General features: G+C 46.7%; 7 protein-coding genes. 5 read left to right on the plus strand and 2 right to left on the minus strand.

The genetic code is table 11. The features are described from left to right. Nucleotides 1-162 precede the first annotated feature (162 nt). Both QUB68_RS13380 and QUB68_RS13385 read right to left on the minus strand, forming a co-directional pair. Nucleotides 163-924, minus strand: a complete 762-nt coding sequence (locus QUB68_RS13380) for an HpcH/HpaI aldolase family protein (RefSeq protein WP_332993036.1) — start codon at nucleotides 922-924, stop codon at nucleotides 163-165. A 124-nt stretch (nucleotides 925-1,048) separates the two neighbouring features. Continuing rightward, nucleotides 1,049-1,561 carry a hypothetical protein gene (locus QUB68_RS13385; RefSeq protein WP_332993038.1) on the minus strand — a complete coding sequence of 171 codons (513 nt, stop codon included), beginning with the start codon at nucleotides 1,559-1,561 and terminating at the stop codon, nucleotides 1,049-1,051. Nucleotides 1,562-1,694: 133 nt separating this feature from the next. On the opposite strand from QUB68_RS13385, the gene QUB68_RS13390 reads away from it, so the two are divergent. The 5 genes from QUB68_RS13390 to QUB68_RS13410 all read left to right on the plus strand — a co-directional run bounded on the left by QUB68_RS13390 (nucleotide 1,695) and on the right by QUB68_RS13410 (nucleotide 14,078). Then, complete coding sequence (locus QUB68_RS13390) at nucleotides 1,695-3,794, plus strand: FAD-dependent oxidoreductase (RefSeq protein WP_442923080.1); 2,100 nt, start codon at nucleotides 1,695-1,697, stop codon at nucleotides 3,792-3,794. A 564-nt stretch (nucleotides 3,795-4,358) separates the two neighbouring features. Beyond that, the gene (locus QUB68_RS13395; RefSeq protein WP_332993040.1) at nucleotides 4,359-10,172 is read left to right on the plus strand and encodes a HAMP domain-containing protein; all 5,814 of its coding nucleotides are present in this window, start codon (nucleotides 4,359-4,361) and stop codon (nucleotides 10,170-10,172) included. A 325-nt stretch (nucleotides 10,173-10,497) separates the two neighbouring features. Next, nucleotides 10,498-11,325 (plus strand): CheR family methyltransferase, encoded by an 828-nt coding sequence (locus QUB68_RS13400; RefSeq protein ID WP_332993042.1) that lies wholly within the window; start codon nucleotides 10,498-10,500, stop codon nucleotides 11,323-11,325. Continuing rightward, nucleotides 11,279-12,004 (plus strand): chemotaxis protein CheB, encoded by a 726-nt coding sequence (locus QUB68_RS13405; RefSeq protein WP_332993044.1) that lies wholly within the window; start codon nucleotides 11,279-11,281, stop codon nucleotides 12,002-12,004. Before QUB68_RS13400 ends, QUB68_RS13405 begins: the two co-directional genes overlap by 47 nt. Nucleotides 12,005-12,011: 7 nt before the next feature. Next, nucleotides 12,012-14,078, plus strand: a complete 2,067-nt coding sequence (locus QUB68_RS13410) for a hybrid sensor histidine kinase/response regulator (protein WP_332993047.1) — start codon at nucleotides 12,012-12,014, stop codon at nucleotides 14,076-14,078. Nucleotides 14,079-14,125: the final 47 nt, after the last annotated feature.

Consider the following 14,125-nt stretch of genomic DNA (forward strand, 5'->3'; position numbering starts at 1 on the left):
GTTTTTTGTAGGTGTCGTAAAAAATACTACAAAATTTGCAAAGATATCGTAAAGAAGGAAGAAGGAAGAAGGAAGAGGGAAGAGGGAAGAAGACAAGACATAGCCAGCCAGTTTTTTAGCGATCGGTATTTGACGTTTAATTAGGTGGATTTACTTACCAACTTAACTGCGCACCGCTTTCACCAGGGACTGACAGGCGCGCAGGAAGACGGCAACATCCGCCCCAAGTGCGACGTACTGAACACCAGCATCAATCCACTGCTGGGCGATTTCGGGGTTTTCGGCAAAAGTACCTGCGGCTTTGCCTGCTTTGCGGATGGTTTGCACTGCCTCCTGCATCATGTCGATGACTCGGGGATCGCGGACTTGGCCGGGAATGCCGATCGACTGTGACAGATCGTAAGGCCCCAGAAAAATCACATCAATATGAGGCACAGTCACAATTTCTGCTAAGTTATCGATGCCGCCTTTACCTTCGATGTGAATCACAACCAAGGATTCTTCATTGAGTTTGTCCGTGATATCAACGCCCGCAGCAGTGTAACGTCCAGCCCGCGTAGCGAAGGAAAGGCCCCGCGTGCCCAGAGGACTGTATTTAGAGCTTTTGACAGCGATTTCGGCATCGATTTTGCTTTCGATTTGAGGTACTTGAACGCCTGCGCTACCGATGTCGAGAGCTCGTTGAATTTGGGGCCCGTCGTTTTTGCGGACGCGGACGATGGGTGCAATGCCGGTGCAGTCGGCCGCGCGACACAAATCTTCAGCAGCAAGCGGGTGCAAAGGCCCGTGTTCCATGTCGATAACGGCGAAATCAAAGCCAGCGTGACCGCAGATTTCGATAAATGCGGGATAGGCGCAGTTCATAAATAAACCGAGGACTGTTTCGCCTTGTTTAATTTTTTGTTTTAGTTGGTTTTGACGCATAAATTTGGAGTTTTTAACCGCAGATGAACGCGGATTAACGCGGATTATTTTTAATTTTATACTCTTCAACCTGCGGAGGCAGGTTTTGTTTTTATAGACGCGGTTTCAACCGTACGTCCGATTTTTAGGTTAACAGGATAGATAAAAATTTTATAGCTGATTTAGCTTCTATTTTAAAGGGAATCAAGCACAAAAACCAGGCAAAAAGAAACATTCCTAGGATAGGTAAAAATATTGGCCCCACGGAGGGTTCTACGAACCAAGCAAATAAAGCAAACATTCCAATACTGCCCGTTGTCCACAGCCAAAGCATCATAAATGCTAGGACTATTTTATGTAAACTCATCCTAATTTTGATGGAACACCCAAACGGTTGAGAATGGATATATCCTTCGATAATTGGCAAAAATGAATTGCGGCCGGTGATGATGCGACTGATTTTGAAGCTATTGCCAGAAATTGTTCCTTCATAAGGTTTGGCAGGTGGCGGGCCGAAGGGTAGAGTTATTCTAAAAAGTTTGGGAGGAGTGACAACTTCGTCCAACCTGCGCAAAACTTCCGAAAAAGTTAAACTTGTCGTAATTGTTAAACTCTCAAAAGGAATCAATGACCTAAAAAATTTGACGATTTTTAGCATAAAGTTGATTCGGCTATTCAATAGTTGTTACTGCTATTAATGCCTCTTATATAAAAAAGTTTGCCCTGACTGCACCGCGAAATACCAGTATAGTGCAAAATAAACATTTAAATGCGATGAGTGTTTTTTGCTGATGTCTAAATTAATTCCACAGTCTCCGATGAAACTGCGACGGTATCTATTTTCGCTCAAAGGTCGATCGCTCGTCACCTTCACCCTCAGCCTAATTGCCTCCCTCTCGGCTATTACCCCAGCCTTTGCCGCACCTGCGCGCAATCCAGACACAGAGGAAACTTGCGACATTCTAGTAGCAGGCGGCGGGCTCGCAGGTGCTGCTACCGCCTACGAAGGTTTGCTGGCGGGGCGCACAGTTTGCATCACCGAAATTACTGACTGGGTAGGCGGTCAAATTTCCTCTCAGGGAACTTCCGCACTAGACGAAAGAGACACTCAGCGATCGCTCTTATTTTACCCCCGCGGCTACCTAGAATTGCGGCGGCGCATCAAGGAACATTACGGGAGGCTAAATCCGGGCGGCTGTTGGGTTAGCTATTCGTGTTTCATGCCCTACAATGGCCACAAAATTCTATCTGACATTTTGCAAGATGCGGCTCAAACAGGCAAAGGGAAGCTGAAATGGTTTCCGAATACGGTGATTAAAGAGTTAGCAGTTACTCCGGCGGTGGCGGGGAATGCGGTGGGGGGTCAACAAATTAAAAGTGCGATCGCCATTCAGCACAAACCAGCCGCCAACACCGCGCCAATCAACACCGAAACCCTGTCTCAAACCATCGAAGATGCCTATCGCTACGAAAACTCGGCGCGATTTAACAAAACTATTATTCGGTTTACTTCCAAACCACCCAACCAGTCAAAATCAAAACAAAGAGGTGCAGATTGGTTCGTGGTAGATGCGACTGAAACAGGCGAATTAATCGGACTTGCCGATGTTCCCTACCGCCTCGGAATTGACCCGCGTTCACCTCTCGAACCTTCCTCCGCCAGCCCAACCGGCGATGCTTACTGCACTCAAGGTTTTACCTACACCTTTGCGATGGAGGCAACGAAGGAACCGCAACAGCATCAAGTACCGTCTTTCTATCAACAATACGCTCCTTACTACAGTTACGAATTGGCGAGATTGGCGAGCTTTCCGCTAGTTTTCAGCTACCGCCAAATTAGGAGCATGAAACCGGATGAGCCGCGCCCTGCCGATCCGAAGCAATTCCCGATTTATCCTGGGGATATTTCCATGCAAAACTGGACTTGGGGGAATGACTACCGTCCGGGTTCTGCTCAGGATAATTTAATTTATTCTCGATCGCAATTGGAAGCAGCAGGTCAACTGCAACCGGGCGGCTGGATGGGCGGTTTGCGAACGGAAACTTTGCGTCGAGGTGAAGAAAATGCCAAAGGATATTTTTACTGGTTGGTAGCAGGAACGACTGACTCGCAACTGGGTAATGGAGTGAAGAAGCCTTATCCAAATAATCGCTTTTTGAGCGGGTTAGATTCGCCGATGGGGACGGTGCACGGACTTTCTAAGTATCCTTATATGCGGGAGGGGCGGCGGATTATTGGGCGTCCGACTTTGGCTCAACCTGAAGGTTTTACCGTGTGGGAAGTTGATATGTCTCGCAATGATTTTAAGACGGATTTTTACCGCCAGAATTTGTCGGAACAAGAGTATCGGAATTTGTGGCTGGCTGTGGGTGGTTTGAATGCGCCGGCTTTGGCTGTGGGAAGTCAGTCTGTTGAGGATACAAAATCGCGATCGCGCGCTACGATATATCCTGACAGTGTTGGTATCGGTCATTATGCGATCGACTTTCACCCCTGCATGACCAACAGCCCGCCGGAAGCGCCGGGAAACACCGAACGCGAAGGTACTCGCAAAGGTCAAGGATCAGCTTATCCGTTCCAAATTCCGCTGCGGGCGATGATTCCTCAGAGGATTGACAATATGTTGGTGGCGGGTAAAAGTATTGCTGTTAGTCATACGGCGGCGGCTGCTTATCGAGTACATTCTTTTGAATGGTCAGCCGGTGCTGCGGCGGGAGTTACGGCTGCTTTTTCCCTAGAAAATGGGATTTTACCCTATGAATTGGTGGACGAATTGCCGTCCCGCGAGCCAAACTTGGAAGTGTTGCAGTTGCGGTTGCAGCAAAATAAGAATCCGATCGCATTTCCGGGTACTTCTATTTTCAATAGTTCTTGGCAAAATTGGAAATAATCTTAGTGGTTATTGGTTATTTGTTATTGGTTATTTGTTATTGGTTGGTAATCTGTAGGTGCTTAGGTTCAGATTTAACACACCAGACAGGGCTGGGTGCTTAGGTTCCACCTTACCTATAAACTGCCGGTAACAAATAACCAATCACCACTAACCTATAACAAATAATATCAATTCCGTTAGCATGGGAATGATATAAACGGAGGACACTGCACGTGCCGTTTCCCTACCACGATCAATTGTAGGGACACGGCACTGCCGTGTCCTCTATATCATTCCGGTGCAGCCGGAATTGATATAACGAGTAATTTGTCATCTAGCATGGGAATGATATAAACGGAGGACACTGCACGTGCCGTTTCCCTACCACGATCAATTGTAGGGACACGGCACGTGCAGTGTCCTCTATATCATTCCGGTGCAGCCGGAATTGATATAACGAGCAATTTGTCATCTATCTTTAGACAGAAGCAATCAGCGACTACTTTAGTCAGATAATAGAAATAATCTCAAAACTCAAAACTATTCCCCCTCCCCCTTCCTACTCTCCCACAGATAACGGTCATGTCAACTGCACAGCTCACAGCCAATCCCAATAATCTTTATGCCAAACAGTTACTCAGAACCTTAGTAGCTGTCAAAAAAGGGGACTTTTCAGTTCGGATGCCCATAGACCAGACCGGTCTAGCGGGGAAAATTGCAGACGAACTTAACGACATTATCGAGCTCAATCAGAGAATGGCCGCCGAACTCGATCGCATCGGCACAGTTGTCGGTAAAGAAGGCAAAATCGCCCAGCGGGCCACCATCGGCAGCGCCGAGGGAGCATGGTCAGCTAGCGTAAATTCTGTCAATACCCTAATTACAGATTTAGTACAACCAACCTCTGAAACCGCCAGAGTAATTAGGGCCGTAGCAAAAGGAGATTTATCGCAAACCATCGCCTTAGAAATAGAAGACAGACCCCTCAAAGGAGAATTCCTCCAAACAGCCCAAATTGTCAACACAATGGTAGACCAGTTGAGCTCCTTTGCGTCGGAAGTAACGCGAGTGGCTAGGGAAGTGGGAACCGAAGGGAAATTAGGCGTGCAAGCTGAAGTGCGGGGAGTTGCAGGAACCTGGAAAGATTTAACGGATTCAGTTAACTCGATGGCCGGGAATTTAACAGCACAAGTGCGGAACATTGCCGACGTGACAACCGCTGTGGCAAATGGTGACTTATCTAAGAAAATTACTGTCGATGTTAAAGGCGAAATTCTCGAACTGAAAAACACTATTAACATCATGGTGGATCAGTTGAGTTCCTTCGCGTCGGAAGTAACCAGAGTTGCTAGGGAAGTAGGAACGGAAGGCAAATTAGGCGTACAAGCTGAAGTCAGAGGAGTGGCAGGAACCTGGAAAGATTTAACGGATTCAGTTAACTCGATGGCCGGTAATCTTACCGCACAAGTACGGAACATTGCCGAGGTGACGACTGCTGTGGCAAATGGTGACTTATCTAAAAAAATTACTGTCGATGTTAAAGGCGAAATTCTGGAACTGAAAAACACTATTAACATCATGGTGGATCAGTTAAACTCCTTCGCATCTGAAGTAACACGGGTGGCGAGAGAAGTAGGTTCCGAAGGCAAACTCGGCGGTCAAGCAGAAGTTAAGGGAGTTGCAGGAACTTGGAAGGATTTAACTGATAGCGTTAACTTCATGGCAGGCAGTTTGACAGCACAAGTGCGGAACATTGCTGAAGTGACAACCGCTGTGGCAAAGGGCGATTTATCTAAGAAAATTACTGTCGATGTGAAAGGCGAAATTCTGGAGTTGAAAAACACCGTCAACACGATGGTTGACCAGTTAAATTCCTTCGCATCTGAAGTAACCAGGGTTGCTAGGGAAGTGGGAACGGAAGGGAAATTAGGCGTACAAGCTGAAGTGCAGGAAGTAGCAGGAACCTGGAAAGATTTAACGGATTCAGTTAACTCAATGGCCGGGAATTTAACAGCACAAGTGCGGAACATTGCTGAGGTGACGACTGCTGTTGCTAACGGTGACTTATCTAAAAAAATTACGGTACAGGTGAAAGGCGAAATTCTGGAACTGAAAAACACCATTAACGTGATGGTGGATCAGCTTAATTCCTTCGCTTCTGAAGTCACGCGGGTGGCGAGGGAAGTGGGTTCCGAAGGTAAACTCGGCGGGCAAGCGGATGTTCGAGGCGTAGCAGGCACTTGGAAGGATTTAACGGATAGCGTTAACTTCATGGCGGGTAGTTTGACGGAACAAGTGCGAAATATTGCGGCGGTGACGACGGCTGTGGCTAACGGGGATTTATCTAAGAAAATTACAGTAGATGTTAAAGGTGAAATTCTCGAACTGAAGAACACTGTTAACACGATGGTGGATCAGTTAAATTCCTTCGCATCTGAAGTAACCAGGGTGGCGCGGGAAGTGGGAACCGAAGGGAAATTAGGCGTGCAAGCTGAAGTTAAAGGAGTTGCCGGAACCTGGAAAGATTTAACGGATTCAGTTAACTCGATGGCGGGTAATCTTACGGCCCAAGTGCGGAACATTGCGGAAGTGACGACGGCGGTGGCAAATGGGGATTTATCTAAGAAAATTACTGTAGATGTGAAAGGGGAAATTCTCGAACTGAAAAACACGATTAATATCATGGTGGATCAGTTGAGTTCCTTCGCATCTGAAGTAACTAGAGTGGCGAGGGAAGTGGGAACGGAAGGTAAATTAGGCGTGCAAGCTTACGTGCGGGGTGTAGGGGGAACTTGGAAAGATTTAACCGATAATGTTAACTTGATGGCGGGGAATTTGACGGCGCAGGTGCGGAATATTGCGGAAGTGACGAAAGCGGTAGCAAATGGCGATTTGTCTAAGAAAATCACCGTTGATGTTAAAGGCGAAATTCTGGAGTTGAAAGATACTATTAACGTGATGGTAGATCAGCTTAATTCCTTCGCTTCTGAGGTAACGCGGGTGGCGCGGGAGGTGGGAACTGAGGGTAAATTGGGCGGTCAAGCTGAGGTGAAAGGAGTTGCGGGAACTTGGAAGGATTTAACCGACAATGTAAACTCGATGGCGGGGAATTTGACAGCGCAAGTGCGGGGTATTGCTAAAGTTGTGACGGCGGTGGCGAATGGCGATTTGAAGCGGAAATTAATGCTGGAAGCTAAGGGAGAAATTGCGACTCTGGCCGATACGATTAACGAGATGATTGATACGCTGGCGACGTTTGCCGATCAAGTTAGTACGGTGGCGCGGGAGGTGGGAATTGAAGGGAAGTTAGGCGGTCAGGCGAAGGTTCCCGGGGCGGCGGGGACGTGGCGAGATTTGACGGATAATGTGAATGAATTGGCGGCGAATTTGACTACTCAACTGCGGGCGATCGCCGAAGTGGCAATTGCTGTTACCAGAGGCGATTTAACGAGGTCAATTTCCGTCGCCACTGAAGGAGAAGTTGCCATTGTTAAGGACAACATTAACCAGATGATCGCCAATCTCCGGGAGACGACGCAGAAGAATACTGAGCAAGATTGGCTGAAAACAAATCTTGCTAAGTTCACTCGAATGCTACAAGGTCAGCGGGATTTAGAAACTGTTTCTAAATTAATTTTATCAGAATTAACGCCACTGGTTTCTGCTCAGCATGGCGTCTTCTTTATGATGGAAACTGTCGAACACGACCCCTTCCTCAAACTGTTAAGTACCTACGCCTACCGGGAACGTAAAAGCTTAGGAAATAGATTCCATTTAGGCGAAGGTTTGGTAGGACAGTGCGCCCTGGAAAAGGAACGAATACTGTTGACAGAAGTACCGGACAATTACGTTAAAATTAGCTCTGGTCTGGGAGAATCTACGCCGCTGAATGTCGTGGTTTTACCTGTACTGTTTGAAGGGCAGGTGACAGCGGTAATTGAGCTAGCTTCGTTCCGCCGCTTCAGCGAAATACACTTGACATTTCTCGACCAACTTACAGAAAGTATCGCCATTGTTTTAAATACAATTGCGGCGAGTATGCGGACGGAAGAGTTGCTGAAACAGGCGCAATCTTTGGCAGAAGAGTTGCAAACTCAGCAAAAGGAACTAACGGATACTAACAAGCGTCTCGAACAGCAAGCGCAGGTGCAGCAGACGAATGAGGAACTGCTGAAGAAGCAGCAGGAAGAGTTGCAACAAACGAATGAAGAACTAGAAGAACAAGCTGAATTGCTAGCGCTGCAAAATAAGGAAGTTGAGCGGAAAAACCGAGATATCGAACAGGCGAGGGGGTTGTTGGAAGAAAGAGCCGAACAGTTGGCTCTCACTTCTAAGTATAAGTCGGAGTTTCTGGCAAATATGTCTCACGAGTTGCGAACTCCGCTAAATTCGCTGTTGATTCTGGCTCGATTGCTTTCTGACAATCCTGAAGGCAATTTGACTTCTAAGCAAGTTGAATACACGCGCACTATTTACTCGGCGGGAAATGATTTGTTAGGGCTGATTAATGATATCTTGGATCTTGCTAAGATTGAATCTGGCACGATGTCAGTGGAAATTGAGCAAGTGTTGTTTGCGGAATTGCGAGATCATTTGGATCGAACTTTCCGCCAAATCGCCCAGGATAAGAAGTTGAGTTTTCAAATAGAGCTTGAGGGTGGGTTGCCAAAAGGTCTCTATACTGATGCTAAACGGCTGCAACAAGTTTTGAAGAATCTCCTCTCGAATGCGTTTAAGTTTACAGAGCGAGGTGAGGTGAAATTGTGTGTCGAAGTAGCGCGGGAAGGGTGGAGTTTAGAGATAGAAAGTTTAACGAGTTCCCCTACTGTTTTGGCTCTCTCAGTTAGCGATACGGGGATTGGGATTTCTGCTGAAAAACACAGGGTTATTTTTGAGGCTTTCCAACAAGCTGATGGTAGCACTAGCCGCAAATACGGGGGCACGGGTTTAGGTTTGTCTATTAGTAGAGAAATCGCTAATATGTTAGGCGGAGAAATTAAATTGACAAGCCGCCCGGGAGAGGGTAGTAAGTTCACGCTTTATCTGCCGCAAACTTACCAAGAATCGCGAATAATGGATGATAATGAACCGGGAATGGGCAAGCAAACGGCTCAATTGCCGGCTGCTATTTCTTCCTCAGTTCCTTCGCCGAATTTTCACTTGCCGATCGCCCCTTATCCATCACCTATTGTCGCTGATGACCGGGAAACTGTCGATCCCGGCGATCGCATCCTGTTGATTGTTGAGGATGATGTCAATTTTGCTCGGATTCTGTTGGATATGGCGCGGGATCAGGGTTTTAAAGGTTTGGTGGCTTTGCGGAGCGATATTGGTTTGGCGATGGCGCGAGAGTTCAAGCCAACTGCGATTATGCTGGATCTAAATTTGCCTGTGATGGATGGCTGGACAGTGCTGGATCGCTTGAAGCACGACCCAAGTACGCGCCACATTCCGGTTCACATTGTATCAGTTGAAGAAGGGCGGCAGCGCAGTTTGCAGTTAGGGGCGATCGCCTATTTGCAAAAACCTGTTAGCAGCGAAGCTTTGAGCAAAGCTTTGACTGATATTAAGGGGTTTGTGGAGCGGCAAGTGAAGAATTTGCTGGTTGTAGAAGACGACGAAACACAACGTCTCAGCATTGTGGATTTAATCGGTAATCACGATGTTTCTACCACGGCTGTGGGGAGTGGTGCAGAGGCGCTAGCAACTTTGAGGTCAGGGCGTTTTGACTGCGTTGTACTCGATTTGGGACTGCCAGATATGACTGGCTTTGAACTGATCGAGCAGATCAAGCAAGATGCAGCTTTAAAAAGTCTGCCGATTATTGTTTATACGGGCAAAGAGTTGACGAGAGCCGAAGAAACTCAACTGAAGCGGATGGCGGAAACCATCATTGTTAAAGATGTGCGATCGCCTGAACGTTTGTTAGATGAAACAGCTTTGTTCCTGCACCGAGTCCAAGCAGATTTGCCGGAACCGAAGCGCCAAATGCTAGAGCAATTGTATCAAACAGATGCGACGCTCGCGGGCAAAAAAGTCTTGATTGTTGACGACGATATGCGGAATATTTTCGCGCTGACGAGTCTGCTGGAGCGCCATAAAATGCAAATTGTGTTTGCTGAAAACGGCAGACAGGGCATTACTACATTGCAAGATACGCCTGGCATAAATATTGTGTTGATGGACGTGATGATGCCAGAGATGGACGGTTACGAAACAATGCAAGCAATTCGTAATATGCCTCAATTCGCTTCGCTGCCAATGATTGCTCTTACTGCTAAAGCGATGAAGGGCGATCGGGAAAAATGTATCGAAGCTGGGGCTTCTGACTACATTACCAAACCTGTTGATACGGAACAGTTGCTCTCGCTGCTGCGCGTTTGGCTTTATCGATAATGGAAAGAAGGAAGTTCGGCAGCGGATTTTGTAGCGGATGTAACGGATGTAACGGATGTAACGGATGTAACGGATGTAAAGGATGGAAGTCCGATGGAAGTCGGAAGAAGGAGTAATTATGAAACAACAAACTACTTATAACTCAGTAAGGTTCAGTTAAGCCCGATCCCCCCTAGCCCCCCTTAAAAAGGGGGGAACAAGAGAATACTCAAAGTCCCCCTTCTTAAGGGGGATTTAGGGGGATCTCCGGGGCATAAGCAGTCTTAACCAAAGCGTATTGACTCACAAATAACAACAGCTAACAATAACCAATTAGTAATTTAAAATGCCCGAAAGCCATGAACTGGAAACAATCGAAATTCAACTCTTACTAGAGGGAATGTTTCGCTATTACGGATTTGATTTTCGTAATTATGCTCTTGCCTCTCTCAAGCGCCGTATTTGGAACACTATTCGCTCGGAACAGCTCACCACTGTCTCTGCACTTCAGGAAAAGGTACTTCACAATCCTGCTTACCTAGATCGTTTACTGCTGGACATTTCTGTCAATGTAACGGCGATGTTTCGCGATCCCAGCTTTTACATTAGTTTCAGAAATAAAGTGGTGCCGCTGCTGCGTACTTATCCTTTTATTCGGATTTGGCACGCTGGATGTTCAACGGGAGAAGAAGTCTATTCTATGGCAATCTTGCTGCAAGAAGAAGGACTGTATGACCGTTGTCGGATTTACGCTACGGACATGAATGAATTAGTTTTGAAAACAGCCAAACTGGGTATATTCCCGCTGAAACAAATGCAAGAATATACGCAACTATACCACCAAGCGGGGGGCAAGAAAGCGTTTTCTGAGTATTACACTGCTGCCTATGAAAATGCTATTTTTCGCTCTTCACTTAAAGATAATATTGTCTTTGCTCACCACAACTTAGCAACGGATACTTCTTTTAATGAATTTAATGTAATCTTGTGCCGGAATGTGATGATTTATTTCAATTCACACCTCCAAGAGCGGGTACACAAGCTTTTTTATGAGAGCCTGGGAATGTTTGGAGTTTTAGGGCTGGGACATCAGGAGTCTCTGATTTTTACACCTTATGAAAAATACTATGAACCAATTGAAAGTAGCGATAAACTCTACCGCCGAGTTAAATAAAAACAATTTTGAAATAGTGGTTGTTGGCACGTCTTTGGGAGGGCTACAGGCTTTAACAGTCATGCTGGCAGATTTGCCACAAAGCTTTCCTTTGCCTGTAGTTATTGTCCAACACCGCCATAAGAGTTCTCAGGATAGGCTTACTGATGTTTTACAACAGCAAAGCTCTCTCCAAATCACAGAGGCCCAAGACAAAGAAGAGATCGCACCGGGACGGGTTTACTTGGCTCCTGCTGACTATCACTTGCTAATAGAATCGCCCTCTGACGAGGAGTTTAGCCTGTATGAAAACGACTTTACAGAATGGGGGAGCGTGGCAGTGGAGTCAATCCATAATTCAAAATCCCTAATCCCCAATCGCGGAACTCCTAAATTTGCACTATCAACTGAGGCTCCTGTGTGCTACGCGCGGCCCTCTATCGATGTGCTGTTTGAGTCTGCTGCTGATGCCTTTGGGGAGAAAGTTATCGGCATAATTTTAACGGGAGCTAGTTCTGATGGCAGTGAAGGGCTGGCAAAAATTAAAGCTGAGGGAGGATTGACATTTGTGGAGGAACCGGCTAGTGCTCTATGCCGGACAATGCCGGCGTCCGCGATCGCAAATGTTGAAGTAGACTGGATTTTACCCCTCTCTCAAATCGCTCCCTGTTTAGTCAACTTGCTAACAATTAAAAATTAAAAAATTTATGGATGTGCAGCGCGCCGATCGAGTAAATGTCCTTTTAGTTGACGATCGCCCAGAAAATTTGGTAGCTCTAGAAGCTATCCTCAACAGCCCCTATTATCATCTAGTACAAGCTAATTCGGGCGCTGAGGCTCTGAGATGTCTGCTTAATGAAGATTTTGCGGTAATTTTGCTTGATGTGCAGATGCCGGGAATGGATGGATTTGAGACGGCAACATTGATTCGCTCTAGAGATCGATCGCGATCGACTCCGATTATTTTTATCACAGCATTCAGCAGTAATGACACCCACGTGTTTAAAGGTTATTCTCTGGGTGCGGTGGATTACCTGTTCAAACCCTTGGAACCGGAAATATTGACATCGAAGGTGGGGGTATTTGTGGAATTGTTCCAAAAAACAGTCGAGGTGAAACAGCAAGCAACACAGTTAGCTGCTGTTAATAGTGAACTAAGTAAAAGTGAAGAGCGGTTTCGCACTTTGTGTGCTTGTTCGCCGCTAGGAATTTACTTAGCTGACGTTGAAGGCCGCTGTACATACATTAATCCCCGTTGTCAAGCGATTTGCGGGTTAACATTGGAGGAAAGTTTGGCAGAGGTTTGGCAGCGGGAAGTTCATCCAGAAGATCGCGATCGCCTAGTAGCAGATTTGTTAGTTTGGATTAAAGAAGGTCAGGAATATTCTAGCGAGTTTCGATTAGCTTCTAACGAAACTGTGCGTTGGATTCACGTGCAGTCATCGCCAATGTTTTCGGATTTTGGAAAACTGATCGGTCACGTGGGCACGGTTAGAGATGTCACAGACCGCAAGCAAGCAGAGGAAGAACGCGGCCGACTAATCCGCGAACAAGTGGCGCGGCAGGAAGCTGAGAGAGCTAACCAGATGAAGGATGAATTTATCGCCATTCTTTCTCACGAGCTCCGCACTCCTTTAAATGCAATTCTCGGCTGGTCCAGGCTGCTTCGGGTGAAAAAATTTGACGAAGACACTATTGATAAAGCTCTAGAAACAATTGAGCGTAATGCTAAATCTCAATCTCAACTTATAGAAGATATTTTAGATGTTTCGCGGATTCTGCGGGGGAAACTAAATTTAAATCAGCATCCGATTCGGTTGGAATCTGTGATCAACCTGGCAATTGATTCTTTGCAACCGCTGGCTGAGGAAAAATCAATAGTCCTAGAATTAACCAGCAGTCCAAATGTAGGTGAAGTTATCGGCGATTCCGATCGCTTGCAGCAAATTGTGTGGAATTTGCTGTCAAATGCGATTAAGTTTACTCCGCAAGAGGGTAAAGTAGAGGTGCGGTTGGAGTCAGTTGGCGATGAAGCTCAAATTCAGATAATTGATAACGGCATTGGTATCGCTCCTGATTTTTTGCCTTATGTTTTCGATCGCTTCCGCCAAGCTGATAGCAGCACAACTAGGTCTTACGGGGGTTTGGGACTGGGATTGGCGATCGTCCGTCACTTGGTGGAACAGCACGGTGGTAAGGTGTGCGCAGAGAATAATACGGGCGAGGGTGCGAAATTTACGGTTTCTCTGCCAGTTGCTGAGGAGAACGGGCAAGGTGCTCTTGATGATGGCTCTGAACTCAATGACGCGACAGAGGCTCTCCCAACTCTTGCTAATTTGCAATTGCTGGTGGTGGATGATGACGATGACACGCGGAAGTTTATGATTGCTTTACTGGAACAGGAAGGTGCTGTGGTGCGATCGGCGGCATCGGTGGCCGGGGCTTTAGCTGCACTGGAGAGTTCTTGGCCGGATGTGCTGCTGAGCGACATTGGAATGCCGGAAGCAGACGGCTATCAGTTGATCGCGCGGGTGAGAGAAATGGAAGTGCTCAGGGGTGGAAAGATGCCTGCGATCGCCCTGACAGCCTACGCGAGAGAGGAAGAGCGCAAGCAAGCGCTGGAAGCTGGTTTCCAGATGCACTTATCTAAACCAGTTGACATAACTAAGTTAATTGCCGGAATTGCTAACCTCACAGGAAAGCTCGGAAATCCTGAACCGACAGACTCGGCGGTTGAAACCGCTTTTTTGACCCCCCAATCCCGTGCCGATTAGTGAGAAAAATATTAAGCTAGCTAAAAGGACAAGCGATCGACAGTTCG

Source organism: Microcoleus sp. A006_D1 (genome assembly GCF_036702805.1).
In the GTDB taxonomy this organism is placed as follows: domain Bacteria; phylum Cyanobacteriota; class Cyanobacteriia; order Cyanobacteriales; family Microcoleaceae; genus Microcoleus.

Coding starts and splice junctions, on each gene's coding strand:
- QUB68_RS13405 (WP_332993044.1), top strand. CDS start 11,279: ATGAACCAATTGAAAGTAGCGATAAACTCTACCGCCGAGTTAAATAAA.
- QUB68_RS13385 (WP_332993038.1), bottom strand. CDS start 1,561: ATGCTAAAAATCGTCAAATTTTTTAGGTCATTGATTCCTTTTGAGAGT.
- QUB68_RS13410 (WP_332993047.1), top strand. CDS start 12,012: ATGGATGTGCAGCGCGCCGATCGAGTAAATGTCCTTTTAGTTGACGAT.
- QUB68_RS13390 (WP_442923080.1), top strand. CDS start 1,695: ATGTCTAAATTAATTCCACAGTCTCCGATGAAACTGCGACGGTATCTA.
- QUB68_RS13380 (WP_332993036.1), bottom strand. CDS start 924: ATGCGTCAAAACCAACTAAAACAAAAAATTAAACAAGGCGAAACAGTC.
- QUB68_RS13400 (WP_332993042.1), top strand. CDS start 10,498: ATGCCCGAAAGCCATGAACTGGAAACAATCGAAATTCAACTCTTACTA.
- QUB68_RS13395 (WP_332993040.1), top strand. CDS start 4,359: ATGTCAACTGCACAGCTCACAGCCAATCCCAATAATCTTTATGCCAAA.